The sequence below is a fragment of the Klebsiella sp. C283 genome, assembly GCF_048822555.1.
Lineage (GTDB): Bacteria > Pseudomonadota > Gammaproteobacteria > Enterobacterales > Enterobacteriaceae > Klebsiella > Klebsiella quasipneumoniae.
In genome coordinates this window covers 410,989-436,895 of the sequence record NZ_JBMEZS010000001.1, presented here as the reverse complement: position 1 = coordinate 436,895, position 25,907 = coordinate 410,989, and the positions used below count along the sequence as shown (strand labels likewise).

The following is a 25,907-nucleotide window of genomic DNA, read 5'->3' as shown; positions in this document are numbered from 1 at the left end:
TATTAACTTTATCCCAACATGATCGCCGATCGCGCTGCAACGGCAGTGAAACAAACTCAGGAGCGAAAATGATTACACTGTGGGGACGTAATAACTCGACCAACGTGAAGAAAGTGCGCTGGGTGCTGGAGGAGCTGGATCTGCCGTATGAGCAGATCCTCGCCGGGCTGGAGTTTGGTCTCAATCGTGACCCGGAATATCTGGCGATGAACCCCAACGGGCTGGTGCCGCTGTTAAAGGACGATGCCGCCGGGGTGGTGTTGTGGGAATCAAATACGATTATTCGCTACCTTGCCGCCCAGTATGGCGCTGACCGTCTGTGGCTGGCCGCGCCGGCGCAGCGCGCGCAAGGCGATAAGTGGATGGACTGGTCCAACGGCACGCTCTCTCCCGCCCATCGCCCGGTGTTAATGGGTCTGGTGAGGACGCCGCCGGAGCAACGCGACCCGGCGGCCATCGCCGCGGGGATCAGCGCCTGCGAAGCGCTGTTCGCCATGCTGGATGACGAGCTGGCGAAAACGCCGTGGCTCTCCGGCGAGCAGTTCGGCCTTGGCGATATTGCCGTCGCCCCCTTCGTCTACAACCTGCTGTCGATCCTCGACAGCTGGCAACCGCGTCCCCATCTGCAGCGCTGGTATCAGCAGATTAGCCAGCGTCCGGCCTGGCGCGAAGTGGTGCAGATCCCGGTCACCTGAAATTAACTCTCCGGACTCAGCCGCAATAGCTCGCCGTTAGACTCGTCGGTTAACACATACAGATAGCCGTCGGGTCCCACGCGGACGTCGCGGATCCGTTTCCCGCGCGCCTCCAGCAGGCGCCCCTCCTCATGGACCTGATTGCCGTCCACCGCCAGAACAATCAGCGATGTCTCCTTCAGCGCGCCGATAAACAGCTTATGTTGCCACTGGGGAAAGGTCTGCGCCGCGTAAAAGGCCATCCCGCTCACTCCCGGTGAGACCGGCCAGACATACAGGGGAGGCTCGGTCCCCGGCACCGTCTTGCCCCTGGCCTCCGGAATGGGCAGGCCGCTGTAGTTAATGCCGTGCGTCGCCAGCGGCCAGCCGTAGTTTTTTCCCGCCTGCGGGATATTAATTTCATCCCCGCCGCGCGGGCCATGCTCGTTCAGCCACAGCGCCCCGCTCCACGGATTCATCGCCATACCCTGCGGATTGCGGATGCCGTATGCCCAGATCTCCGGCCTCACGTCGGCCCGGCCAACAAAGGGATTATCCGGCGGAACGCCCCCGGTCTCCGTCAGACGGACCACTTTTCCCTGCAGCTTGCCGAGATCCTGAGCGGTGGGACGCTGATTGTTCTCCCCGAGGCCGATAAACAGATGCCCTTTGCCGTCGAACACCAGCCGGCCGCCAAAATGATTGCCGACGGAGAGTTTCGGCTGCTGGCGAAACACCACGGTGAAGTTCGTCAGCTGCGTGGCATCCTGGCTCAACTGCCCGTAGCCCACCGCAGTGCCCGCTTTGCCGCTGGCGTCGCTCTCCGCATAGCTTAGCCACACCCGCCGAGACTGCGCGAAATCCGGGGCCAGCGCCACGTCCAGTAAGCCTCCCTGGCCGTTGGCCCACACCTGCGGCACGCCGGCTATCGGCGCCGACAAGCCTTTACCCGGCTGCCAGCGCTTGAGCTCGCCGCCGCGCAGAGTAATCAACATGCCCTGGTCGCCGGGGAGAAACGCCAGGCTCCACGGATGGGCCAGCCGGTTCTGCAATACTTCCACCCGCACCGCGGCCTGGCTCAGGGCCGGCAGCGACAGGGCGCTTAATAGCAACAGCAGCGGGATCGGACGCATGGCATTCTCCTTTCGTCAGCTCTGCGCTAAAGGGTAGCCAGCGGGGAAATTTGCGCGGGGATTTTTACATAACCTTTAACAGGGGAAGCGTCCACTTCCCCTGGGTTTCAGCCGATCAGGCATGAGGGATTGGCGACAATTTATTCAATTTATGAATATTTGAAGTCAATCCTGTCAGACAGCGTTCTAGCTTCTCTACGTTAACAGCGATGTACAGCGGACAATCATGATGTCCGCTCATCAGGCATACTGCAGCGGCGGCGACGGACTCGCCGGCCAAACGAAGGGCATCCCTCTCCTCCGGTGAAATGACATTCTGCAGGCGCGGCGCCTGGGCACGCATTTCACGGCAAAGCTCAAACAAGTTTTCACGCAGATGGTCATTTTCGCTGACTGACATGTAGCCTTTGGCCTTTCGCAGCTGCAGATAGGCGTCAATATCGATATTGGCGTTAATGAGCTTCTGCAAAAGGTGGCGGTATAGTCTGTCAACGCTCATCACGGTTCCTCCTCTGTCGTCCTTTACCTCATTCATAATACGGTTATTTTTTGTACAAAATGATGCGCCAGGTCAATTATTCCCAAGCCTTTAACACCCTTTACAATGTAACAACCTTGCCGCTTTGTCAGGTATATAACAAAGATAATGTTATACGATCACATTTGATTTCATAAAGAAATCAATTCGCATTCGCCGCTATAAAAAGGCCAAAATAGTGCTGCAATGATCACATTATATTGCTGGCGCTATTGCGCGATCGCCAGTCAGGATGCCATAACAAATCATTAATGTAATACGTATAACATTTAATAAAAACAGCGACCGCGGTTCGCTGATAATCTCTCTGCCCATTTGCAAGGAACTGAACCATGACGCCCGGTAAAAGAAACTACCTTCTGTTGAGTCTTTTCGATTTCCTCTACCTGTTCGCCTGGTCGTCGACCATGGCTTTCTTTGTCATCTGGACCACCCAGCACCTTGGCATCAGCGCCACGAAAACCGGCCTGCTCTATTCGGTCAACGCCTTTATCGCCCTGCTGATGCAGCCTTTCTTCGGCTTTATCTCCGACAAGTTCGGCCTGAAAAAACGCCTTATCTGGCTGCTGGTGGCGCTGCTCCTGCCGGTAGGCCCCTTCTTTATCTACGTTTACGCGCCGCTGCTGATGCACAGCTTCTGGATTGGCGCGCTGCTGGGGGGGATCTATCTGGGGATCATCTTTAACTCCGGCTGCGGGGTAATCGACTCTTATATCGATAAGATTTCCCGCCGCTACCAGTTCGAATACGGTCGGGTGCGGATGTGGGGCTCGTTAGGCTGGGCGGCCGCGGCCTGGATCGTCGGTAAATATATCGACAGCAATCCCAATCTGGCCTTCTGGCTCGCCAGCCTCGCCATCGTCATCGCCGCCGTCTGCTTTATGCTGACCAAAATCGAATTAACTGACGCCGATGTGGCGCGAAGCGAATCGCTGAAGGTCTCCCATGCCCTTGAGCTGGCGAAGAACCGCCAGTTCTGGATGCTGCTGATCTTTACCCTGTTCGTCACGCAGATTTATGACACCTACGATCAGCAGTTTGCCCAGTATTTCTCGCTGCAGTTCCCGACGCCGGAGGAAGGCAACCGCTGGTATGGGATCCTCGCCTCCATTCAGGTGTGCGGCGAAACGCTGTTCTTATGCCTGATGCCGTGGTTTGTTAACCGGACCGGCGCCAAGTGGGCGCTGATCATTGCCGGGCTGATCATGTCGGTACGTATTGTTGGTTCGGCGGTGCCTCTCGGACCGGTGTGGATTGGCGCAGTAAAAATGATGCATGCCCTGGAGAAACCGTTAATTCTGGTGTCGGTCTTTAAATTCATCGCCGCCAACTTCGACCACAAGCTCTCTTCAACAGTCTATTTACTGGTGCTGTTTGTCGCCTCGATCGCCACCGCCATCTACTCGCCGCTGGCAGGCTATCTGTACGATACCATTGGCTTCGCCGACACCTATCTGATCCTCGGCGGCATCGCCGGGCTCTTTACTCTGATCTCTGTCTTCACGCTGCAGGATAAGCGCGAGCCGAAAAAGCCCGGCGTCGCCCCCTCCGGAGCCGTCACCCCGGCGCAATAAGTCTCTGCCCGGCAGCAACGCCGGGCATGAGTCGCCGCCCGCGCGCACGGCGTGCCGGAAGCGTTTCCCGCCCCTCTGCCCCGGGGCGTGCGGGATCCGCTGTAGCGGCAGGGTCGTGAAAGGTAGGGTTGGGTGCGCTTTTTCACCATTAACCGTGACGGAGCTATACTCTTTTTCGCAAAGATCTGTAGAATTCCTGCCCTGACCATTCCAATAATTGAACACTTTTTAAGCTATGAGCAATGTCACGCACCAGCCGAAAATCGGCTTCGTCTCCCTGGGCTGCCCGAAAAACCTCGTGGACTCAGAGCGTATCCTGACCGAACTGCGCACCGAAGGTTATGACGTCGTACCTACCTACGACAACGCCGATATGGTGATCGTTAACACCTGCGGCTTTATCGACAGCGCTGTGCAGGAATCGCTGGAAGCGATCGGCGAAGCGTTGAAAGAGAACGGTAAGGTGATCGTCACCGGCTGTCTCGGCGCAAAAGAGGATCAGATCCGCGAAGTGCACCCGAAGGTGCTGGAGATCACTGGTCCGCACAGCTATGAGCAGGTGCTGGAGCACGTCCACCACTATACGCCAAAGCCGAAGCACAACCCGTTCCTGAGCCTGGTGCCGGAACAGGGCGTTAAGCTGACGCCGCGCCACTACGCCTACTTAAAAATTTCCGAAGGCTGCAACCATCGCTGCACCTTCTGCATTATTCCGTCCATGCGCGGCGATCTGGTGAGCCGTCCGATTGGCGAAGTGCTGGCGGAAGCCAAACGCCTCGCTGACGCTGGCGTGAAAGAGCTGCTGGTGATTTCGCAGGACACCTCCGCCTACGGCGTCGACGTCAAGCACCGCACCGGTTTCCACAACGGTATGCCGGTGAAGACCAGCATGGTCAGCCTGTGCGAAGAGCTGGCGAAGCTCGGCATCTGGGTGCGCCTGCACTATGTCTACCCGTACCCGCACGTCGACGATGTGATCCCGCTGATGGCGGAAGGCAAAATTCTGCCGTACCTCGATATTCCGCTGCAGCACGCCAGCCCGCGTATCCTGAAGCTGATGAAGCGTCCAGGATCCGCGGACCGTCAGCTGGCGCGCATCAAGCAGTGGCGTGAAATCTGCCCGGATCTGACCCTGCGCTCCACCTTTATCGTGGGCTTCCCGGGCGAAACGGAAGAAGATTTCCAGATGCTGCTCGACTTCCTGAAAGAGGCGCGTCTCGACCGCGTCGGCTGCTTCAAGTACAGCCCGGTTGAAGGCGCCACCGCCAATGAGCTGGCGGACCAGGTGCCGGAAGAGGTGAAAGAGGAGCGCTGGAACCGCTTTATGCAGCTTCAGCAGCAGATCTCTGCCGAGCGTCTGCAGGAAAAAGTGGGCCGCGAAATCCTGGTGCTGGTGGATGAAGTGGATGAAGAAGGCGCCATTGGCCGCAGCATGGCCGACGCCCCGGAAATCGACGGCGCGGTCTACCTGAACGGCGAAACCCGCGTTAAGCCGGGCGACGTGGTGCGGGTGAAAGTCGAGCACGCCGACGAATACGATCTGTGGGGAACCCGGATCTAGTCCAGCTTCCCGCATTCCCCTGCCTGGGGGGGCCTCCCGTAGGCTCCCCCCCAGGCCCGGCAAGCGCAGCGCCGATTACCTTCCAGGCAATCCTGTTGCGCCGTTATTTTGCCGGGTGGCGGCTACGCCTTACCCGGCCTGGAGGGTCCTCTCACAGGCTGACACATCGTAGGCCCGGCGATGACAGCAGGCACGGAGCCACTTTTATGCCGGGTGGCGGCTCCGCCTTACCCGGCCTACAGTTCCCTCTCACAGGCTCATACCTCGTAGGCCCGGTAAGCGCAGCGCCACCGGGCGATGACATCAGGCACGGAGCCACTTTTATGCCGGGTGGCGGCTACGCCTGACCCGGCCTACGTTCTTACGACCTGTCGTTAATTTATTCACCAGCCTTGCTGAAACTGCCGGTGCTGGCGGCCTCAAAATCGCTGAGACGTTCCCGGAAGGCCGGGGCAGCCCGCATGGATGCGGGCTGAGGGCCGTGTTTTGCACGGACGCTGCCTCGGCCCGACCCGAAGCCTGCAGGGATAAGTCGAAGGCACCACGCAGTGGCGATTTTGCTGGCCGGAGCCCGGGGGTACAGGGGGCGGCGGCGACTGGCCGCCCCCTGTGCACTCCCTGCGCCGTAAGAGACATAACGCAGAAAATTAACCGGGAGCGCAATATGCGCTGACGCCACACGTGATAAACGCTTTTCCCGGATGAGAAAGTGGCAACCGATGCAGCTTATCCCCCCGTCGTGCGCCAGACCGTCCCCCGACGTCCCCTACCCCTTTAACTTCGGATCCAGCGCATCGCGCAGGCCATCTCCCAGCAGATTAAACGCCAGCACGGTCAAGAAAATCGCCACCGCCGGAAACAGCGCCACGTGCGGAGACATCACCATATCCGCCCGCGCCTCGTTGAGCATGGCACCCCACTCCGGCGTGGGCGGCTGCGCGCCGAGGCCGAGAAACGACAGACTGGCCGCCGAAATAATCGATACCCCAATGCGCATGGTGAAATAAACCACGATTGACGACACCGTCCCCGGCAGGATGTGGTGGAAGAGGATGGTGGCATCGCTGGCGCCAATACTGCGCGCCGATTCAATAAAAGTCTGCTGCTTTAATACCAGAGTATTGCCGCGCACCAGCCGGGCGAACGCCGGGATCGAGAAGATCGCCACGGCGATAATCACGTTGGCCATCCCGCTGCCCATGACGGCGACCACCGCGATCGCCAGCAGGATCCCCGGAAAGGCGAACAGCACGTCGCACAGACGCATAATCAGCCGGTCCCACCAGCCCTCATAGTACCCGGCCAGCAGCCCAAGCACCGTGCCGATGGCCGCGCCAATCAGCACCGCCAGCACCCCGGCAGCCAGCGAGATCTGCGCGCCCACCAGCACCCGGCTGAAAATATCGCGCCCCAGCGAGTCGACGCCGAACCAGTGCACCAGCGAAGGCCCCTCGTTAAGCCGGTCATAGTCAAAATAATTTTCCGCATCGTACGGCGCTATCCATGGGGCGACGATGGCCACCGCAATCAGCAACAGCACAAAAATACCGGCGCCCATGGCCACCGGCTGACGCCGAAAGCGCCGCCAGAACTCATGCCAGGGGGTATGGATCTCACCGGGCCTGATGCCCGGCATGGCGTTCAGCGCCGCCTGCCTTCTCCAGTTAAGCAATCGCACCTTACTTATACCTGATAGCCGGGTTTATGGCCGCGTACAGCACATCCACCACTAAATTGATAAGAATAAACTCCAGCGAAAAGAGCAGCACTTCCGCCTGAATCACCGGGTAATCGCGCATTTCTACCGAATCGACCAGCAGTCGCCCCAGCCCCGGCCAGTTGAAGACCTTCTCCACGACGATCGAGCCGCCGAGCAGAAAACCGAACTGCAGCCCCATCATGGTGACGACCGGGATCATCGCATTGCGCAGACCATGCTTGAGCACCACCCGCGTTTCGCTCACCCCTTTCGCCCGGGCGGTACGCATATAGTCTTCATGCAGCACATCGACGAACGACGCGCGGGTAAAGCGCGCCATCACCGCCGCCACCGCCGCGCCAAGGGTCAGCGAAGGCAAAATATAGTGCCGCCAGCTGTCGGCGCCCACCGTCGGCAACCAGCCCAGCTCAACCGAAAACACCTGCATCAGCAGCATGCCGAGGGCAAAGGCCGGAAACGAAATGCCGCTCACCGCCAGCGCCATTCCCAGACGGTCAGGCCAGCGATTGCGCCACACCGCCGCCGCGATCCCCGCCGCCATGCCAAACAGCACCGCCCAGCTCATGCTGGCCAGCGTCAGCCACAGGGTGGGCATAAAGCGGCTGGCTATCTCACTGGCAACGGGACGCCGCGAGGCCATGGACATGCCAAAATCGCCGCGCAGCACGTTGGTGATGTAGTGCCAAAACTGGACATGCAGCGGCTGGTCAAGCCCCAGCTGCTGGCGCACCATCGCCACCACCTGGGCGTCGGCTTCCGGTCCGGCAATCAGCCGCGCCGGATCGCCGGGCAGCATATGGACGAAGAGAAACACCAGCACCGCGACGATTAGCAGGGTGGGGATCAGCCCCAGCAGGCGCTTAATCACATAGTTGAGCATCGTACCTCCACCACCCGCCCCGCGGAAAAACCGCCCCCCTCCCACCCGTGCCGGAGGGCATCATCTCGACCTTCACGGTGTTAAATCTGCCTGTTCGAAGCTGAAGCCGGTGTCCGGCTGGATATAGAAGCCGGTGAGATTCTTGCTGTGGGCAGAGACCAGTTTCTCCACCACCAGCGGCACCCACGGCGACTCTTTCCAGATAATATCCTGCGCCGCTTTATAGAGTTTGGTTTTCTCTTGCGGATCGGTGGTTTTCAGCGCCTCGCTCAGCGCGCTATCCACCTGCGGGTTGCTGTAAAAGGCGGTGTTGAACAGGGTCGGCGGCCAGTTTTGGGAAGCAAACAGCGGCGACAGCGCCCAGTCGGCTTCGCCAGTGGAGGCGGACCAGCCGGTATAGAACATCCGTACCCCGCTCTCTTTCTGCCCTTTACCTTCCACTTCCGCCGCCCGCTGACCGGCGTCCATCGCCGTCACCTGCGCCTTAATGCCCACCTGCGCCAGCTGCTGCTGGGTAAACTGCAGCACTTTCTGCGCGGTGCTGTGGTTATGTGACGACCACAGCGTCGTGCTAAACCCGTTGGGGTAGCCGGCCTCTTTCAGCAGCTGGCGCGCTTTCGCCGGATCGTAAGGCCACGCGGGGTAGCTCTGGGCGTAGGCAATCGACGGCGGCACCACGCCGGTCGCCGGGGTGGCATAGCCGGCAAACGCCACCTTGACCAGCGCCTGGCGGTTGATGGCGTAGTTGATCGCTTCGCGCACCTTCGGATTATCGAACGGCTTCTGCGTCACGTTCATGCTGATGTAACGCTGCATGATCGACGGACTGGCCACCAGCTCCAGTTTGCTGTTTTTCGCCAGCAGCGGCGCCTGCTCATAGGGGATCGGGAAGGCGAACTGCGCCTCGCCGGTCTGCAGCATCGCCGCCCGGGTATTGTTATCGACCACCGGTCGCCAGGTAATGGAATCCAGCTTCGGCAGCCCCGGCTGCCAGTAGCCATCGAACTTGCTGACCTTCACGAAGTCGGTCTGGTTCCAGGTATCGAGCTTATACGGCCCGGTGCCCACCGGGTGGAAGCCGATATCTTTGCCATATTTTTTCAGCGCCGCCGGCGAAATCATCGCCGTCGCCGGATGGGCGAGAATATTAATAAACGCCGAGAACGGCTGCTTGAGGGTAATTTTCACCGTGGTTGGATCGACCGCCTCGATGCTGGCGATATTTTTATACAGGTTATAGCGCTTAAGATGGTTTTCCGGGTTGCTGGCGCGGTCGAGGTTAGCCTTGACCGCCTCGGCGTTAAAGTCGGTGCCATCCTGGAATTTCACCCCGCTGTGCAGCTTGATGGTGTACACCAGGCCATCCGGCGACACGGTGTAGCTCTCGGCAAGGACATTTTGCAGCTTCATCTCTTTATCAAGGCCGAACAGGCCTTGATAAAAGGACTTCGCCACCGCCTGCGACAGGGTATCGTTGGCATCATAGGGGTCGAGCGTCGTGAAGTTAGACCCGACCGCCACCACCACATCTTTGGCGGCAAAAGCGGGGGCGCTCGCCAGGGCCGCCGCGATACTCAGCGCCAGCCACCATTTGCGTGAAACAGGTTGTGTCATCGTGTTCTCCTGAAAAGGTGCGTTATGTGTTGTTATGCTCTGCCCAGCACATCGGCGGCGTCGCGGGCGACGAAGTGGCCCGGCCCAACCTGCTGCAATGGCGGGCTGGCGATCTCCTCGCCCCGCTTATAAATATTGCCCGGAACGTCATCTGACAGCAGGACCCGTTGCGGATGACGGTAGGCCGGGTCGGCCACCGGTACGGCGGCCATGAGCTTACGGGTATAGGGGTGCTGCGGGTTTTCAAACACCGCGCGGCGCGGGCCGATTTCGACAATCCGGCCGCGATACATCACCGCCACGCGGTGGCTGATGCGCTCCACCACCGCCATATCATGGGAAATAAACAGAAACGCGATGCCCATTTCGCGCTGCAGGTCGAGCATCAGATTGATAATCTGCGCCCGAATGGAGACATCCAGGGCCGACACCGACTCATCGGCAATCACCACCTTCGGATTAAGCGCCAGCGCGCGGGCAATGCAGATCCGCTGCCGTTGGCCGCCGGAAAAGGCGTGGGGGTAGCGCCAGGCATGCTCCGGCTGCAGCCCCACGCGCTTTAGCAGCCAGGCGACCCGCTCGCGCGCCGCCTCCCTGTCCAGCAGGCCATGCACCCGCAGCGGCTCCATAATCGAATCGCCGACCGTCTGGCGCGGATCGAGCGAGGCGTAAGGGTCCTGAAAAATAAACTGAATATTGCGCCGCAGGGACTGCAGCTTGCTGCCGGAGAGGGTATCGATCCGCTGACCATCGAAGGTAATGGTCCCCCCCTGGGTCTCAACCAGCCTCAGCAGCGCCCGGCCGGTAGTCGACTTGCCGCAGCCGGACTCCCCCACCAGCGACAGGGTCTCTCCCGGCCAGAGATCAAAACTCACCTTCTCCACCGCATGCACTTCGCGCGTCACGCGATTGAGCAGTCCGCCGCGCACCGGGAAACGGGCCACCAGATCGCGCACCTGCAGAATAGGCTCCCCCGCCACCACCGTGTCTGGCGTGTCTGTCTCCGCCAGCGGCTGCCCCGGTAGCGGAAAGCGGCGCGGCAGATCCTGACCGCGCATCTCCCCCAGCCGGGGGACCGCCGCCAACAGCGACTGCGTATAAGGATGCTGCGGGGAACGGAAAATCTCCTCGACGCTGCCGGTCTCCACCGCCTCGCCGCGATACATGACCAGCACCCGATCGGCGATATCGGCCACCACCCCCATGTCGTGGGTGATAAAGATCACCCCCATCGCCATCTCCTTTTGCAGGACGGCGATAAGTTGCAAAATTTGCGCCTGAATGGTGACATCCAGCGCCGTGGTCGGCTCGTCGGCAATCAGCACCGCCGGCCGACAGGAGAGCGCCATGGCGATCATCACCCGCTGGCGCATGCCGCCGGAGAGCTGGTGCGGATAGCGTGAGAGCATCTCTTCCGCCTGAGGAATACGCACCTGGTCGAGCATCTTTTTCGCCGCGCGCAGCGCCTCTTCGCGCCCCAGCCCCTGGTGCAGGCGCAGGGATTCGGCGATCTGCTCGCCGATGGTGAATACCGGGTTCAGCGAGGTCATCGGCTCCTGAAAAATCATCGCCAGATCCGCGCCGCGTACCCGGCGCATTTCGGCCTCCGATTGCTCATTGAGCGCGATCACCTGCCGGTTGCGCCGTCGCAGCCACAGCCCCTCGCTGCTCACCTCGCTGCTGGCGGCGTCAAGCAGACGCATCAGCGCCAGCGCGGTGACCGATTTTCCCGAACCGGACTCCCCGACAATCGCCAGCGTCTCGCCGCGGCGCAGGCTGAAGGAAAGCTGACGCACGGCCTGCACCTCTGGCGCATCCTGCTGGCGGAACGCCACGTTCAGGTTGCGCACCACCAGTACTTCGCAGGTATCCGTTTCGTGAGTTTGCGGCACTCTCCTCTCCCTTGTTCTATTCGCGATAAATGCCAATGGTCGGCGTATCGCCGGCATAGCACCAGGCGCGGTACATGCCTTCGCTGTTAAACGGTAAAACGACGTTGCCTTCGCGATCGACGGCAATCAGCCCGCCGCTGCCGCCGAGGGCCGGCAGCTTCTCCATCACCACCCGCTCGCAGGCGGAATAGAGACTGAGCTGACCGTACTCCATCAGGGCGGCGATATCGTAGGCCGCCAGGGTACGCATAAAGACTTCGCCGGTGCCGGTGCAGGAGACCGCCACGCTGGCGTTGTTGGCGTAGCACCCCGCGCCCGGCAGCGGGCTGTCGCCGACGCGTCCGGGCAGTTTGTTGGTCATGCCGCCGGTGGAGGTCGCCGCCGCCAGATTGCCGGCCAGATCGAGCGCCACCGCCCCGACGGTGCCCATTTTCTGCCGTTCGTCGAGCGGAGCGGCGTGATGGTCAAGGATGATCTCCCCGCCCGCTTTCGCCTCCTGCAGCTGCAACAGACGCTCGGGGGTGGAAAAGAGATCGTTATCGACGCGCGCCATTCCGTGGGAGAAGGCGAAATTTTCCGCCCCCTCGCCGATCAGCAGCACGTGCGGGCTCTCCTCCAGCACCAGACGCGCCGCCAGCACCGGATTACGTAGATGTTTGACCCCGGCCACCGCCCCCGCCTGCAGGCTGTAGCCGTCCATCACGCAGGCGTCCAGCTCGTGGGTTTGATCGTGGGTAAATACCGAGCCCATCCCGGCGTTAAACAGCGGACACTCCTCCAGCAGACGGACGGCCTCGGTCACGGCATCCAGCGCACTGGCGCCCGCAGCCAACATTTTCTGCCCGCTTTCGACGATAGCCGACAGCGCCGCCACGTACTCCCGCTCCCGCTCCGGCGTCATCTGCGCGCGAGAAATCGCCCCTGCGCCGCCGTGAATTGCTATAACCGCCTTGCCCATTTCGCCAGTCCTTAACGATGAAGTGGATAGCCCCCGCCCTGTCGTACCGCGTCGCGGCGCCGGTCACGTCAGGAATAAGGGTATTGATATCATTATATTGCTGAATGTCTTATACAATTTTTGAATATAGAAAGAGCGGCGGGCGATGTAAAGCTCGTACCCAGGTGGCATACAGCCCGCGCCGCTTTTCTGCCATAATAGGCGTTTTCGCCGTTTTGCCCGCAGGAGTGACCCATGGATTTTACCGCCGGACTGATGCCGCTCGACACAGCCCTCACCCAGATGCTCGATCGTATTACGCCGCTGAGCGCGACGGAAACTGTACCGCTGTTGCAGGCCTTCGCGCGCGTCACCGCCCATGACATTATCTCCCCGCTGGATGTCCCCGGCTTTGATAACGCGGCGATGGATGGCTATGCCGTCCGGTTGAGCGACCTCAACGACGGCGCGGCCCTGCCGGTCGCCGGGAAGGCCTTTGCCGGCCAGCCGTTTCACGACGCCTGGCCCACCGGCACCTGTATCCGCATCATGACCGGCGCGCCGGTGCCTGCGGGCTGCGACGCGGTGGTCATGCAGGAAGAGACCGAACAGACCGACGCCGGCGTGCGCTTTACCGCGCCGGTTAAAGCCGGGCAGCATATTCGCCGCCGCGGGGAAGATATCGCCCACGGCGCGGTGGTCTTCCCGGCGGGAACGCCGCTGACGGTAGCCGAGCTGCCGGTGCTGGCCTCGCTGGGCATTGCTGACGTCGAGGTGGTGCGCAAGGTTCGCGTCGCGGTCTTCTCGACCGGCGATGAGCTGCAGCTGCCGGGTCAACCGCTCGGCGACGGCCAGATTTACGATACCAACCGCCTGGCGGTGCATCTGATGCTCGAACAGCTGGGCTGCGAGGTCATTAACCTCGGCATTATTCCTGACGATCCGACGCAACTGCGTGAGGCCTTTATCGCCGCCGACCAGCAGGCCGACGTGGTCATCAGCTCCGGTGGCGTCTCGGTGGGCGAAGCCGACTACACCAAAACCATTCTTGAAGAGCTGGGGGAGATCGGCTTCTGGAAGCTGGCGATCAAGCCGGGCAAACCCTTCGCCTTCGGCAAGCTCAGCAGCAGCTGGTTCTGCGGCCTGCCGGGCAACCCGGTTTCCGCCACCGTCACCTTCTGTCAGCTGGTACAGCCGCTGCTGGCGAAGCTCTCCGGTAAGCACGGTCCGCTTCAGGCGACCCGCCTGCGGGTGCGGGCCGCCGCGCGGCTGAAAAAGTCCCCGGGCCGCCTCGATTTTCAGCGCGGTATTCTGCAGCGCAACCCGGACGGCGAGCTGGTGGTGACCACCACCGGTCATCAGGGCTCGCACATTTTCAGCTCTTTCAGCCTCGGCAACTGCTTTATCGTGCTGGAGCGCGAGCGCGGTCACGTTGAAGCGGGCGAATGGGTCGACGTCGAACCGTTCAGCCATCTGTTTGGGGGGCTGTAATGGCCGTGGAGCTGAGCGATGAAGAGATGCTGCGCTATAACCGGCAGATTGTTTTGCGCGGTTTTGATTTTGACGGCCAGGAGCGGCTAAAGGCCGCTCGCGTGCTGGTGGTCGGCCTCGGCGGACTTGGCTGCGCCGCCGCGCAGTATCTGGCCGCCGCCGGGGTGGGACAGCTCACCCTGCTCGATTTCGACACCGTCTCGCTCTCTAATCTGCAGCGCCAGACGCTGCACAGCGACGCCGCCATCGGCCAGCCGAAGGTGGACTCCGCCCGCGAGGCGCTGGCGCGCATTAATCCGCACGTTCATCTGACGCCGCTCAATGCCTTACTGGACGAAGCGGCGCTGGCGGGGCAGATTGCCGGGCACGATCTGGTGCTCGACTGCACCGACAACGTCGCCATTCGTAACCAGCTCAACGCCGGCTGCTTCCGCCACCAAACCCCGCTGGTTTCCGGGGCGGCGATCCGTATGGAGGGGCAGATCAGCGTCTTCACGTATCAGGAGGGCGAACCCTGCTACCGCTGCCTGAGCCGCCTGTTTGGCGAAAACGCCCTCACCTGCGTCGAAGCCGGCGTGATGGCCCCGCTGGTGGGCACTATCGGTTCCCTGCAGGCGATGGAGGCCATTAAGCTGTTGACCGGCTACGGCACGCCCGCCAGCGGGAAAATCGTGATGTACGACGCCATGACCTGCCAGTTTCGTGAAATGAAGCTGATGCGCCACCCGCAGTGCGAGGTATGCGGTAGGCGCTAACGTTCAGCCGCCGGCGAGGGTCGTCGCCGGTGAAGTTGTGACCTCTGCCGTTATTCTATCCCCTGGCGATTATCGCCATCCCGCTTGTTGATTTGCGTCAATATAACTTTCATTCGAAAGTGTTTTTATATTCATACGCAAACAAGAGGGTAAGCCATGATCTTCAATATCCAGCGCTATTCCACCCATGACGGCCCAGGGATCCGCACCGTCGTCTTCCTGAAAGGCTGCTCGCTGGGCTGCCGCTGGTGCCAGAACCCGGAGAGCCGCGCCCGCAGCGAAGACCTGCTGTATGACCCGCGCCTGTGCCTGGCCGGCTGCGAGCTGTGCCAGCAGGCGGCGCCGGCGGTTATCACCCGCACCCTCGAAGGTCTGATCATTCACCGGCAACACGTTAACGACAGCCATATCGCCGCGCTGCGCGACTGCTGCCCCACCACCGCGCTCACGGTGTGCGGCGAGGAGAAGAGCGTCGAGGAGATCATGGCGACGGTGCTGCGCGACAAACCCTTTTACGATCGCAGCGGCGGCGGCATCACCCTTTCCGGCGGCGAACCCTTTATGAACCCGGCCCTGGCGCAGGCGCTGTTGGAGGCCAGCCATCAGGCGGGTATCCATACCGCGGTGGAAACCTGCCTGCACGTCCCGTGGAAATACATTGAGCCGGCTTTACCCTTCATCGATCTGTTTCTCGCCGACCTGAAGCACGTCGACGAGGCCGTTTTCCGGCAGTGGACCGACGGCAGCGCCCGCCGGGTGCTGGACAACCTGCAGCGCCTGGCGCAGGCGGGGAAAAACATCATTATTCGCGTGCCGTTAATCCAGGGATTCAACGCCAGCGAAGCCGACATTACCGCCATCACTGATTTTGCCGCCGACCGCCTGCGGGTCAGCGAAATCCATTTCCTGCCCTACCACACGCTGGGAATGAATAAATACCAGTTACTCAGTCAGCCCTACACCGCACCGGACAAACCGCTGGATGCTCCCGAGCTGCTCGCCTTTGCGCAGGATTATGCGCGGAGCAAGGGGCTAACGGCGATCTTACGAGGATAACCCCTATGACTACCCTGAAACTCAACACCCTCAGCGCCCGTATCCAGGCCCATAAAATGGCGCTGGTGCATATCGTCAAGCCGCCGGTCTGTACCGAACGCGCCCGCCACTATACCGAGATGTATCAGCAGCATCTTGATAAGCCGATCCCGGTGCGCCGCGCCCTGGCCCTCGCTCACCACCTGGCCGAGCGCACCATCTGGATCAAGCACGATGAGCTGATCGTCGGCAACCAGGCCAGCGAAGTGCGCGCCGCGCCAATCTTCCCGGAATACACCGTCAGCTGGATCGAGAAAGAGATCGACGATCTCGCCGACCGCCCCGGCGCCGGCTTCGCGGTCAGCGAAGAGAACAAGCGCGTACTGCACGAAGTGTGCCCGTGGTGGCGCGGCCAGACCGTGCAGGACCGCTGCTACGGCATGTTTACCGATGAGCAGAAAGCGCTCCTCGCCACCGGCATTATTAAGGCCGAGGGCAACATGACCTCCGGCGACGCCCACCTGGCGGTCAACTACCCGCTGCTGCTGGAGAAAGGACTGGACGGCATGCGCGCGAAAGTCGCCGAACGCCGGTCGCGCATCAACCTGACGGTGCTGGAAGACCTGCACGGCGAACAGTTCCTGAAAGCGATTGATATTGTGCTGGCGGCGGTCAGCGACCACAGCAAACGCTTTGCCGCGCTGGCGCGCGAGATGGCGACGGCAGAATCCCGTGACGCACGCCGCGATGAGCTGCTGGCGATTGCCGAAAACTGCGACATCATCGCCCATGAGCCGCCGAAGACCTTCTGGCAGGCGCTGCAGCTGTGCTACTTCATTCAGCTGATCCTGCAGATTGAATCCAATGGCCACTCGGTCTCCTTTGGCCGCATGGACCAGTACCTCTATCCGTACTACCGCCGCGACGTTGAGCTGCAGCAATCGTTGGATCGCGAACAGGCCATTGAGCTGCTGCACAGCTGCTGGCTGAAGCTGCTCGAGGTCAACAAGATCCGCTCCGGCTCGCACTCCAAGGCCTCGGCCGGCAGCCCGCTGTACCAGAACGTCACCATCGGCGGCCAGAACCTGGTGGACGGCCAGCCGCAGGACGCGGTCAACCCGCTGTCGTACGCCATTCTGGAATCCTGCGGTCGTCTGCGCTCCACCCAGCCGAACCTCAGCGTGCGCTACCACGCCGGAATGAGCAACGACTTCCTCGACGCCTGCGTCCAGGTGATCCGCTGCGGCTTCGGCATGCCGGCGTTTAATAACGACGAGATCGTGATCCCGGAATTTATCAAGCTGGGAATCGAGCCGCAGGATGCCTACGATTATGCGGCCATCGGCTGCATCGAAACCGCGGTCGGCGGCAAATGGGGTTATCGCTGCACCGGCATGAGCTTTATCAACTTCGCGCGGGTGATGCTGGCGACGCTGGAAGGCGGCCGCGATGCCACCAGCGGCCAGGTGTTCCTGCCGCAGGAGCACGCCCTGTCGAAAGGCAACTTCACTAACTTCGACGAGGTGCTGGCCGACTGGGACCGCCAGATCCGCTACTACACCCGTAAGTCGATTGAGATTGAGTATGTGGTCGATACTATGCTGGAAGAGAACGTCCACGATATTCTCTGTTCGGCGCTGGTGGACGACTGCATCGAACGGGCGAAGAGCATTAAGCAGGGCGGCGCTAAGTATGACTGGGTGTCCGGCCTGCAGGTGGGCATCGCCAACCTCGGCAACAGCCTGGCGGCGGTGAAAAAGCTGGTCTTCGATCAGGGCGTTATCGGCCAGCAGGAACTGGCGAAGGCGCTGGCGGAAGATTTTGACGGCCTGACCCACGAGCAGCTGCGCCAGCGGTTGATCAATGGCGCGCCGAAGTACGGTAACGATGATGACAGCGTGGACGCGTTGCTGGCGCGGGCCTACCAGACCTATATCGACGAGCTGAAGCAGTATCACAACCCGCGCTATGGCCGCGGCCCGATCGGCGGCAACTATTACGCCGGCACGTCCTCTATCTCCGCCAACGTTCCGTTCGGCGCGCAGACCATGGCGACGCCGGATGGCCGTAAAGCGCACACTCCGCTGGCGGAAGGGGCCAGCCCGGCCTCCGGAACCGACCATCTGGGGCCGACGGCGGTCATCAGTTCGGTAGGTAAACTGCCCACCGGGGCGATCCTCGGCGGCGTGCTGCTAAACCAGAAGCTGAATCCGTCCACCCTAGAAAACGCGTCCGACAAGCAGAAGCTGATGGTGCTGCTGCGCACCTTCTTCGAGGTGCATAAAGGCTGGCATATCCAGTACAACATTGTCTCGCGCGACACGCTGCTGGAGGCGAAGAAACATCCTGATCAGTACCGCGATTTGGTGGTGCGCGTCGCCGGGTACTCGGCGTTCTTTACCGCTCTGTCGCCGGATACCCAGGACGATATCATCGCCCGTACCGAGCATACGCTGTAGCCCTTCAGGCCCGCTGGCGCGACGCTTAGCGGGCCTCCCCTGTCCTGCTGGCCGGGAAAGGCAAGGCCGCCTCCCGGCATTTTCTGAATGCGTGAACTTTCATTCGAAATAAATTTGTGCTCCCCATCACATTGTAATTAGAATGTTACTGGTCGAAGTTAAGCCAGGAGCATCCCCTTATGACCGTTAAAGTTATCGTCACCGATATGGACGGAACTTTTCTCAATGACGCCAAAACCTACGACCGCTCGCGGTTTCTGGCGCAATTCGCCCAGCTGCAGCAGCGCGGCATTGAATTCGTTGTCGCCAGCGGCAACCAGTACTATCAGCTGATCTCCTTCTTCCCGGAGATCCGCGAGCAAATCTCGTTCGTCGCCGAAAACGGCGCGCTGGTCTTTGAGCATGGTAAGCAGCTGTTCCACGGCGAACTGACCCGCCACGAATCGCAGGTAGTGATTGGCGAATTACTCAAAGATCCGCAGCTGAACTTCGTCGCCTGCGGCCTGCACAGCGCCTACGTGAGCGATAACGCCCCGGACGCCTTCGTCGACCTGATGTCAAAGCACTACCACCGTCTGCAGCGGGTAAGCGACTATCACGCCATCGACGATACGCTGTTCAAATTTTCTCTGAACCTGCCGGACAGCGAGATCCCGCAGCTGATCGATAAACTGCACGTCTCGCTCGACGGCATTATGAAGCCGGTCACCAGCGGCTTTGGCTTTGTCGATTTGATTATTCCCGGTCTGCATAAAGCCAACGGCATCAGCCGCCTGCTCAAGCGCTGGAACCTGTCGCCGCAGCAGTGCGTGGCCATCGGCGACAGCGGCAACGACGCTGAAATGCTGAAGCTGGTGAAATACGCTTTCGCCATGGGTAACGCCGCCGACAGCATCAAAGATATCGCCGGATACGCGACCGACGATAATAATCATGACGGCGCGCTGAACGTCATTCAGGCCGTCCTCGATAACCGCGCTCCCTTCAACGCCTGACCGCTCTCCGGGGCTGCGCGCCCCGGCTTGTCCATTTTGTGCGCCGCAGCAAGATTTTAAACTTGCATTAACTCCATTTTAACTTAAATTAACGTTTGTAAGATTTAACACTTTCGAATGAAAGATACAGCGAGGTTATTATGGCTGCTCTCCCGACCCACGAAACACTCCCCGCCGACCACAAAGCGGCGATTCGCCAGATGAAGCAGGCGCTGCGGGCGCAAATCGGCGACGTCCAGACGGTGTTCGATAAGCTCTCAGCGCGCATCAGCGAGCGCCTGCAGGAGATTGAGACGCTGAAAGCCGCAGGCCAGGAGGTCTGGCCAACCATTCCGTTCCGCGATATCGCCGAGGGAACCGTGAGCGATGCCCAGCGCGCGGCCATTAAGCGCCGGGGCTGCGCGGTGATCAAAGGCCACTTTCCGCGCGAACAGGCGCTGGCCTGGGATACCGCGATGCTGGAATATCTGGATCTGAACCATTTCGACGAGGTCTACAAAGGGCCAGGCGACAGCTTCTTCGGTACGCTTGAGGCTTCGCGGCCGGAAATCTATCCCATCTACTGGTCGCCCTCGCAAATGCAGGCCCGCCAGAGCGATGAAATGGCGGCGACGCAGTCCTTCCTTAACCGCCTGTGGCGCTTTGAGCAGGACGGCAAGCGCTGGTTCGATCCGGACGTCAGCGTCATTTACCCCGACCGCATTCGCCGCCGTCCGCCGGGAACCACCTCGAAAGGGCTGGGCGCGCATACCGATTCCGGTGCGCTGGAGCGCTGGCTGCTCCCCGCCTACCAGCAGGTCTTCGCCAACGTCTTTAACGGTCATGTCGACGCTTACGATCCGTGGGACGCCGCGCACCGTACTGAAGTGGAAGAATACACTGTCGACAACACCACCAAGTGCTCGGTGTTCCGCACTTTCCAGGGCTGGACCGCGCTGTCGGATATGATCCCGGGTCAGGGACTGCTGCACGTGGTGCCAATCCCCGAGGCGATGGCCTATGTGCTGCTGCGCCCGCTGCTTGACGATGTGCCGGAGGATGAGCTGTGCGGCGTCGCGCCGGGCAGAGTGCTGCCGATCTCTGAGCAGTGGCACCCGCTGCTGATCAAAGCCCTCAGTTCGATCCCGGCGCTGAACGCTGGCGATTCCGTCTGGTGGCACTGCGACGTCATTCACTCGGTGGCGCCGGTGGAAAATCAGCAGGGCTGGGGCAATGTGATGTACATTCCGGCGGCGCCGATGTGCGAGAAGAACCTCGCCTACGCGCAGAAAGTGAAAATCGCTCTGGAAAAAGGGGCCTCGCCGGGTGATTTCCCGCGCGAGGACTATGAGGCCAGCTGGCAGGGGCGCTTCACCCTGGAGGATCTGAACATCCACGGCAAACGGGCGCTGGGTATCCCGGTTTAATCGTCATACAGCCCCTGCGGCTCCACGGCGGTATGGCCTTTGCCCGGCCGGATCCGCCGTACCGAATCGCGCACCACCAGCGTGCCGTGCAGCAGCAGCGAACCGTGCGGCGCCTCCGGGCGCAGCAGGCGCTGCTGCAGGAGGTGCACCGCCTCGCTGCCCAGCTCATCCCGCGGCACATGCACTGCGGTCAGCGGCACCTCCTGGATCGCCGCCAGATTAAACCCGTCGATGCTCATCACCGAGACATCCTGCGGCACCCGCAGGCCGCGCTTTTGCAATGCGCTGACCGTGCCGGCGGCCATAAAATCGCCGCCCACCAGGAAAGCGGTGGGCAACGGCCTGCCCTGTAAGCCATCAAGCCAGGCCCCCACCTGCTCTTCGGTCTCTCTGGCGCTAAAGTTGGCGACGCTGATGAGATCCCGGCTGGCGGTAAAGCGCAAATTGCGCGCGCGCCACGCCTCCTGGATCCCCCCCAGCCGCAGCTCCATGGTATAGCGGCGCAGGCACATGACGTTCATCACCACGCGATGCCCCATATCAAACAGATAGCGGGCGGCGCACAGGCCAATCAGACGATGATCGGGGGCAATGGACGGCAGCCGCATCCCTTCATCCCGACAGTTGATCAATACGCAGGGTTTGCCCAGGTCCGCCGCCAGGCCATGAATATGCGGATCGTCGATCCCCAGCAGCACCGCGGCCTGGGTCTCCGCTTCGTTCATGCGGGCAAGAAACAGATTGGCGTCGCTGTCGTTCTCGTCCAGCGCGCAGTAGCGCAGGCGCACTTCATGCGCCGCCAGCGCGTTATTGATGCTCAGGATCACCCGGTAGTAGAAGATATCCGACCGCTCATCGAAGGCGCGCTGTGGGGCAAACACCAGCAGATTATTGAGCAACAGACGTCCGGCGGCCAGTCCCTGCATGACCCCCAGCTCGCGGGCGCACTCCAGCACCGCCCGGCGCGCCTTGTCGCTGGTATTCGCCTTCCCGGCCAGGACGCGCGAAACGGTACTGGCCGACAGCCCGGTGCGGGCGGCGATTTCGGCGACGCGCAGCTTTTTATCCATTTTGTGATCCAGCTCCGATTGGAAAATGAAAGAATTTTCATAATCGCCAAAGTGCTCCCAGTAAGCAAATGACAGCGCAAAATTTGAGATCCCGGTCATTTCATGAAAAAACTTGCATAAATAGCGCTTTGCCCGACGTTTTTTCTCCCTTAGCCTGAATTGGTCCAACATCTCCCATACTAGTTATACCAATGGTGTTGAGATAAAAAAATAGACTATTCAAATAGTTAACAACACTACGTGACCGCTCACGGATTGAGATCGTCACTTTCCCCCTACTAACGTCATGTGGAGTGTGCTATGAGTCAAGGCCTCAACAATGATATCGCGGTCAGCAAAACGCGCCGGGTGGTAAAAAACCTGCGCTGGTGGGTGCTGGTCCTGTTTTTACTTGGCGTCACCGTCAACTACATCACACGCAACTCGCTGGGGATTATCGCCCCGGAACTGAAAGCGACGCTCGGTATCACCACCGAACAATATTCCTGGATCGTCGGCGCGTTTCAGTTGGCTTACACGATTTTCCAACCGCTCTGTGGCTGGCTTATCGACGTCATCGGCCTGAAGCTCGGGTTTATGATCTGCGCCACCCTGTGGGCGCTGGCCTGCATCGCCCACGCCGGGGCCGGCAGCTGGCTGCACCTGGCTATATTGCGCTTCTTTATGGGCGGGGCCGAGGCGGCCGCCACCCCGGCCAACGCCAAGACCATCGGCGAGTGGTTCCCGAAGTCTGAACGGCCAATCGCCGCCGGCTGGGCTGGCGTCGGGTTCTCCATCGGCGCCATGCTCGCTCCGCCGATCATCTACTTCGCCCATGCCTCCTTCGGCTGGCAGGGGGCGTTTATGTTTACCGGCGCGCTGGCCCTGCTGTGGGTGGTGCTGTGGTGGGCCTTCTATCAGAACCCGGAAAAGCACCCCAATCTCAGCAAAAGCGAGCTCGAGTACATCAAGCAGGATAACGAAGCGCCGCCGGTGAAACAGCCCTTCTTTACCGCACTCAAAACCGTCTCGAAGAATAAACGTTTCTACGGGATCGCCATTCCCGCATTTATGGCCGAGCCCGCCTGGGCGGTGCTGAGCTTCTGGGTACCGCTGTACCTGGCCAAAGAGCACGGCATGGATCTCAAGCAGATTGCCATGTTCGCCTGGCTGCCGTTCCTTGCCGCCGACCTCGGCAGCGTGGTCAGCGGCTACCTCACCCGCCTGTACGTTCGCTGGTTCGGCTGTACGCGAGTCAACTCGGTGATCGCCAGCTCGGTGACCGGCGCGTTTCTGATGATCTCCCTGGCCCTCGTCGCTATCACCCGCGATCCCTATATCACCATCGTCCTGATCTCCATTGGCGGCTTCGGGCATCAGATCATCTCCTGCATGCTCAGCGCGCTGGTGGTGGAGTCGTTCGACAAGGGACAAATGGCGACGGTGAACGGTATGCGCGGATCCGCGGCGTGGATCGCCAGCTTCCTGTTCTCGTTATTAATCGGGGTGACCGCCGACAAAATTGGCTTCAACCCGTTGTTCATCGCCATGGGTTTCTTTGACCTGATTGGCGCCGTTTTCCTGGTGGCATTTATTGCTGAACGTCGCGCCAAGCGCGCCTGAGAGTGGATGTAAGATATGAAGACGTTGAAACACTGGAGTTTGCATCAACAGCTGGAGCATCACGTTGAACTGACGGTCGATGGCCAGCACACCCTGTGCCTGTACGTACTGGAAGAGAATCTATTCCGCGTGCTGCTGAAACGCCAGGGCCAGCTGGCGCTGGATCGCACCTGGAGCATCGCTCCGCAGCAGGATGTGCCGTGGGAAGGCCGCGCCCGGGATGACCTCAGCGGTTTTAGTCTCCCGGCCTGGCAGCTGACCCAGGAGGGCGATACGCTAACCATCGCCACCCGCCAGCTGCGCGTCACCGTCCATCAGCCGCTGTGGCTGGAGTGGAGCTATCGCGACGATGCCGGGGAATGGCAGCAACTTGCCAACGACCGCCCCACCAGCGCCTATCTGGCCAATGCCCACGGCGACGGCGTCGCCCACTATCTGAGCCGCCGCAAAGACGAGCGTTTCTATGGCCTGGGCGAAAAGGCCGGCGACCTGCAGCGCACCGGTAAGCGTTATGAAATGCGCAACCTTGATGCCATGGGCTACAACGCCGCCAGCACCGACCCGCTGTATAAACATATTCCGTTCACCATCACGCAACGCAGCGACGTTAGCTATGGCCTGTTTTACGACAACCTGAGCAGCTGCTGGCTGGATTTGGGTAACGAAATCGACAACTATCATACCGCCTATCGCCGCTGGCAGGCGGAAGCCGGCGATATCGATTATTACCTGTTCACCGGTAAACAGGTGCTGGATGTGACCAAATCCTTCGTCCGTCTGACCGGTAAAACCCTGTTCGGGCCCAAATGGAGCCTCGGCTACAGCGGCTCGACCATGCACTATACCGACGCGCCGGATGCGCAAAATCAGCTGATGAACTTCATCCGCCTGTGCGATGAGCACGCTATTCCGTGCGATTCGTTCCAGCTCTCTTCCGGCTATACGTCGATTAACGGCAAGCGCTACGTCTTTAACTGGAACCACGACAAGGTGCCGCAGCCGAAAGCGATGAGCCAGTCGTTCCACGACGCCGGGCTGAAGCTGGCCGCCAATATCAAACCCTGCCTGCTGCAGGACCATCCGCGCTATGGCGAGGTGGCGGAGCGCGGTCTCTTCGTTCGCGATTCGCAAACCGACGCTCCGGAGCGCTCCAGCTTCTGGGACGATGAAGGATCGCATCTAGACTTTACCAATCCGCAAACCGTGGCCTGGTGGCAGGAAGGGGTCACCAGCCAGCTGCTGGAGATGGGCATTGATTCGACCTGGAACGATAATAACGAGTATGAGGTGTGGGACGGCGAAGCGCGCTGCTACGGCTTTGGCCGTGAAATCGCCATCAAGCATATTCGCCCGGTGATGCCGCTGCTGATGATGCGCGCCTCGATGGAGGCCCAGCAGCGCTTTGCGCCGCAAAAGCGTCCGTATCTCATCTCCCGCTCCGGCTGCGCCGGGATGCAGCGCTACGTCCAGACCTGGAGCGGCGATAACCGCACCAACTGGGATACGCTGCGCTATAACATCCGCATGGGGCTGGGCATGAGCCTTTCCGGGCTGTTTAACGTCGGCCACGACGTCGGCGGTTTCTCCGGCGATAAACCTGAGCCGGAGCTGTTCGTGCGCTGGGTACAAAACGGCGTGATGCACCCGCGCTTTACTATTCATTCGTGGAATGACGACCAGACGGTCAACGAAGCCTGGATGTATCCGGCCGTCACCCCGGCCATTCGTTCCGCTATTGAGCTGCGCTACCGCCTGCTGCCCTATCTGTACACCCTGCTGTGGCAGGCGCATGCTGACGACGAGCCGATGCTGCGCCCGACCTTCCTCGATCATCAGCACGACGCGCAGACCTTCGCCGAATGCGATGACTTCCTGCTGGGCCGCGATCTGCTGGTGGCCAGCGTGGTCGAGCCTGGCGCCCGCCAGCGTGAGGTGTGGCTGCCGGATAATCAGGCCGGATGGTACGATTTCTACAGCCACCAGTGGTTCACCGGCGGCCAGTGGGTCACCCTCGACGCGCCGCTGGAAACACTGCCGCTGCTGGTGCGCGCCGGGGCCGGACTGCCGCTTAGCGAGCGCATCCGCCATGTTGCTGCGCAACAGGACGATCGCCGCGAACTGCAGCTGTTCCCGCTGAAAGGCGTCGGAACCACTTCGGGTCTGCTGTTTGAGGATGACGGCGAAAGCTGGGGCTATAAACAGGGCGATGCGCTGTGGCTGGAGTGGGAAATGGCGTGCGACAGCAGCACTATCAACCTGAAGGTCAACGCCCGCGGCAATTATCGCCCGGTGTGGAAAGCGCTGAAGCTGTCATTACCGGCGGGAGAAAAACGCAAACTGCTGGTGAATGGCGTCGAAGGAACGGAGTGGAGGCTCTGAGCATATGCCGGGCGGCGGCTTACGCCTCGCCCGGCCTGGATTTAATAATGTTCCCGGATGGCGCTACGCTAATCCGGGCTACAAACTGGTGGCCTCAAAATCCCCGGTGGCGCTACCGCTTACCGGGGCTACAACACTGTGCGGTTTGGTAGCCCGGGTAACGGACAGTTTCAGTAACCATGGGTACAAGAT

Annotated in this window: 19 protein-coding genes; 11 read left to right on the top strand and 8 right to left on the bottom strand. The window is 60.8% G+C overall.

What is annotated here, in order from left to right; translation table 11 throughout:
* The first annotated feature begins 68 nt into the window (after positions 1 to 68).
* Positions 69 to 695, top strand: coding sequence for a glutathione S-transferase family protein (locus ACOI7Z_RS02040; protein ID WP_087849210.1), 627 nt, complete (start codon positions 69 to 71; stop codon positions 693 to 695).
* A 2-nt stretch (positions 696 to 697) separates the two neighbouring features.
* Here the strand turns inward: ACOI7Z_RS02040 and ACOI7Z_RS02035 are convergent, their stop codons facing one another.
* Together ACOI7Z_RS02035 and bssR are read right to left on the bottom strand one after the other, a co-directional pair.
* Positions 698 to 1,807 (bottom strand): PQQ-dependent sugar dehydrogenase, encoded by a 1,110-nt coding sequence (locus ACOI7Z_RS02035; RefSeq protein ID WP_065881877.1) that lies wholly within the window; start codon positions 1,805 to 1,807, stop codon positions 698 to 700.
* Positions 1,808 to 1,922: 115 nt separating this feature from the next.
* Positions 1,923 to 2,306, bottom strand: coding sequence for a biofilm formation regulator BssR (gene bssR, locus ACOI7Z_RS02030; RefSeq protein ID WP_065881878.1), 384 nt, complete (start codon positions 2,304 to 2,306; stop codon positions 1,923 to 1,925).
* Positions 2,307 to 2,677: 371 nt separating this feature from the next.
* Here bssR and ACOI7Z_RS02025 point away from each other — a divergent pair, with 371 nt between their 5' ends.
* Together ACOI7Z_RS02025 and rimO are read left to right on the top strand one after the other, a co-directional pair.
* Positions 2,678 to 3,919, top strand: a complete 1,242-nt coding sequence (locus tag ACOI7Z_RS02025; RefSeq protein WP_087849209.1) for an oligosaccharide MFS transporter — start codon at positions 2,678 to 2,680, stop codon at positions 3,917 to 3,919.
* Positions 3,920 to 4,154: 235 nt separating this feature from the next.
* Positions 4,155 to 5,480, top strand: coding sequence for a 30S ribosomal protein S12 methylthiotransferase RimO (gene rimO / locus ACOI7Z_RS02020; RefSeq protein WP_023288970.1), 1,326 nt, complete (start codon positions 4,155 to 4,157; stop codon positions 5,478 to 5,480).
* Between the two features lie 766 nt (positions 5,481 to 6,246).
* Here the strand turns inward: rimO and gsiD are convergent.
* The 5 genes from gsiD to iaaA form a co-directional block, all read right to left on the bottom strand.
* On the bottom strand, positions 6,247 to 7,158 hold the full coding sequence (gene gsiD / locus ACOI7Z_RS02015; protein ID WP_023288969.1) for a glutathione ABC transporter permease GsiD: 912 nt from the start codon (positions 7,156 to 7,158) through the stop codon (positions 6,247 to 6,249).
* Between the two features lies 1 nt (position 7,159).
* Complete coding sequence (gene gsiC / locus ACOI7Z_RS02010; RefSeq protein ID WP_004886274.1) at positions 7,160 to 8,080, bottom strand: glutathione ABC transporter permease GsiC; 921 nt, start codon at positions 8,078 to 8,080, stop codon at positions 7,160 to 7,162.
* A gap of 72 nt (positions 8,081 to 8,152) precedes the next feature.
* Positions 8,153 to 9,694 (bottom strand): glutathione ABC transporter substrate-binding protein GsiB, encoded by a 1,542-nt coding sequence (gene gsiB / locus ACOI7Z_RS02005; protein WP_137916354.1) that lies wholly within the window; start codon positions 9,692 to 9,694, stop codon positions 8,153 to 8,155.
* A gap of 32 nt (positions 9,695 to 9,726) precedes the next feature.
* Positions 9,727 to 11,586: a glutathione ABC transporter ATP-binding protein GsiA gene (gene gsiA / locus ACOI7Z_RS02000; protein ID WP_023288967.1), complete on the bottom strand. Its 1,860-nt coding sequence runs from the start codon at positions 11,584 to 11,586 to the stop codon at positions 9,727 to 9,729.
* 16 nt (positions 11,587 to 11,602) lie between these two features.
* On the bottom strand, positions 11,603 to 12,544 hold the full coding sequence (iaaA, locus tag ACOI7Z_RS01995) for a beta-aspartyl-peptidase (RefSeq protein ID WP_023288966.1): 942 nt from the start codon (positions 12,542 to 12,544) through the stop codon (positions 11,603 to 11,605).
* A 234-nt stretch (positions 12,545 to 12,778) separates the two neighbouring features.
* Between iaaA and moeA the strand changes: the two genes are divergently transcribed.
* The 6 genes from moeA (at position 12,779) to ACOI7Z_RS01965 (ending at position 20,664) form a co-directional block, all read left to right on the top strand.
* Positions 12,779 to 14,014 (top strand): molybdopterin molybdotransferase MoeA, encoded by a 1,236-nt coding sequence (moeA, locus tag ACOI7Z_RS01990; RefSeq protein WP_023288965.1) that lies wholly within the window; start codon positions 12,779 to 12,781, stop codon positions 14,012 to 14,014.
* The gene (gene moeB, locus ACOI7Z_RS01985; RefSeq protein WP_086075811.1) at positions 14,014 to 14,769 is read left to right on the top strand and encodes a molybdopterin-synthase adenylyltransferase MoeB; all 756 of its coding nucleotides are present in this window, start codon (positions 14,014 to 14,016) and stop codon (positions 14,767 to 14,769) included. Before moeA ends, moeB begins: the two co-directional genes overlap by 1 nt.
* A 156-nt stretch (positions 14,770 to 14,925) precedes the next feature.
* Entirely contained in the window at positions 14,926 to 15,825 is a 900-nt protein-coding gene (locus ACOI7Z_RS01980; protein WP_032455231.1) for a glycyl-radical enzyme activating protein, read from the top strand.
* Between the two features lie 5 nt (positions 15,826 to 15,830).
* Positions 15,831 to 18,263, top strand: a complete 2,433-nt coding sequence (locus tag ACOI7Z_RS01975; protein WP_064155149.1) for a formate C-acetyltransferase/glycerol dehydratase family glycyl radical enzyme — start codon at positions 15,831 to 15,833, stop codon at positions 18,261 to 18,263.
* 179 nt (positions 18,264 to 18,442) lie between these two features.
* Entirely contained in the window at positions 18,443 to 19,258 is an 816-nt protein-coding gene (locus ACOI7Z_RS01970; RefSeq protein WP_087849207.1) for a Cof-type HAD-IIB family hydrolase, read from the top strand.
* 140 nt (positions 19,259 to 19,398) lie between these two features.
* The gene (locus tag ACOI7Z_RS01965; protein ID WP_087849206.1) at positions 19,399 to 20,664 is read left to right on the top strand and encodes a DUF1479 domain-containing protein; all 1,266 of its coding nucleotides are present in this window, start codon (positions 19,399 to 19,401) and stop codon (positions 20,662 to 20,664) included.
* On the opposite strand, the gene ACOI7Z_RS01960 is transcribed toward ACOI7Z_RS01965, so the two are convergent.
* Entirely contained in the window at positions 20,661 to 21,734 is a 1,074-nt protein-coding gene (locus ACOI7Z_RS01960; protein ID WP_087849220.1) for a LacI family DNA-binding transcriptional regulator, read from the bottom strand. The two genes, ACOI7Z_RS01965 and ACOI7Z_RS01960, sit on opposite strands and share 4 nt — an antisense overlap.
* A gap of 300 nt (positions 21,735 to 22,034) precedes the next feature.
* On the opposite strand from ACOI7Z_RS01960, the gene ACOI7Z_RS01955 reads away from it, so the two are divergent.
* Both ACOI7Z_RS01955 and ACOI7Z_RS01950 read left to right on the top strand, forming a co-directional pair.
* A complete protein-coding gene (locus tag ACOI7Z_RS01955) occupies positions 22,035 to 23,336 on the top strand; it encodes an MFS transporter (protein ID WP_004886240.1) in 1,302 nt (433 codons plus the stop codon).
* Between the two features lie 15 nt (positions 23,337 to 23,351).
* Positions 23,352 to 25,715: a glycoside hydrolase family 31 protein gene (locus ACOI7Z_RS01950; RefSeq protein ID WP_087849205.1), complete on the top strand. Its 2,364-nt coding sequence runs from the start codon at positions 23,352 to 23,354 to the stop codon at positions 25,713 to 25,715.
* Positions 25,716 to 25,907: the final 192 nt, after the last annotated feature.

What these genes read in the sequence shown, in the direction of transcription:
- ACOI7Z_RS02025 (WP_087849209.1), top strand. Translation starts at nt 2,678, where the DNA reads ATGACGCCCGGTAAAAGAAACTACCTTCTGTTGAGTCTTTTCGATTTC.
- moeA (WP_023288965.1), top strand. Translation starts at nt 12,779, where the DNA reads ATGGATTTTACCGCCGGACTGATGCCGCTCGACACAGCCCTCACCCAG.
- gsiB (WP_137916354.1), bottom strand. Translation starts at nt 9,694, where the DNA reads ATGACACAACCTGTTTCACGCAAATGGTGGCTGGCGCTGAGTATCGCG.
- ACOI7Z_RS01975 (WP_064155149.1), top strand. Translation starts at nt 15,831, where the DNA reads ATGACTACCCTGAAACTCAACACCCTCAGCGCCCGTATCCAGGCCCAT.
- ACOI7Z_RS01970 (WP_087849207.1), top strand. Translation starts at nt 18,443, where the DNA reads ATGACCGTTAAAGTTATCGTCACCGATATGGACGGAACTTTTCTCAAT.
- ACOI7Z_RS02040 (WP_087849210.1), top strand. Translation starts at nt 69, where the DNA reads ATGATTACACTGTGGGGACGTAATAACTCGACCAACGTGAAGAAAGTG.
- bssR (WP_065881878.1), bottom strand. Translation starts at nt 2,306, where the DNA reads ATGAGCGTTGACAGACTATACCGCCACCTTTTGCAGAAGCTCATTAAC.
- ACOI7Z_RS01950 (WP_087849205.1), top strand. Translation starts at nt 23,352, where the DNA reads ATGAAGACGTTGAAACACTGGAGTTTGCATCAACAGCTGGAGCATCAC.
- ACOI7Z_RS01980 (WP_032455231.1), top strand. Translation starts at nt 14,926, where the DNA reads ATGATCTTCAATATCCAGCGCTATTCCACCCATGACGGCCCAGGGATC.
- ACOI7Z_RS01965 (WP_087849206.1), top strand. Translation starts at nt 19,399, where the DNA reads ATGGCTGCTCTCCCGACCCACGAAACACTCCCCGCCGACCACAAAGCG.
- ACOI7Z_RS01960 (WP_087849220.1), bottom strand. Translation starts at nt 21,734, where the DNA reads ATGGATAAAAAGCTGCGCGTCGCCGAAATCGCCGCCCGCACCGGGCTG.
- rimO (WP_023288970.1), top strand. Translation starts at nt 4,155, where the DNA reads ATGAGCAATGTCACGCACCAGCCGAAAATCGGCTTCGTCTCCCTGGGC.
- moeB (WP_086075811.1), top strand. Translation starts at nt 14,014, where the DNA reads ATGGCCGTGGAGCTGAGCGATGAAGAGATGCTGCGCTATAACCGGCAG.
- ACOI7Z_RS01955 (WP_004886240.1), top strand. Translation starts at nt 22,035, where the DNA reads ATGAGTCAAGGCCTCAACAATGATATCGCGGTCAGCAAAACGCGCCGG.
- ACOI7Z_RS02035 (WP_065881877.1), bottom strand. Translation starts at nt 1,807, where the DNA reads ATGCGTCCGATCCCGCTGCTGTTGCTATTAAGCGCCCTGTCGCTGCCG.
- iaaA (WP_023288966.1), bottom strand. Translation starts at nt 12,544, where the DNA reads ATGGGCAAGGCGGTTATAGCAATTCACGGCGGCGCAGGGGCGATTTCT.
- gsiC (WP_004886274.1), bottom strand. Translation starts at nt 8,080, where the DNA reads ATGCTCAACTATGTGATTAAGCGCCTGCTGGGGCTGATCCCCACCCTG.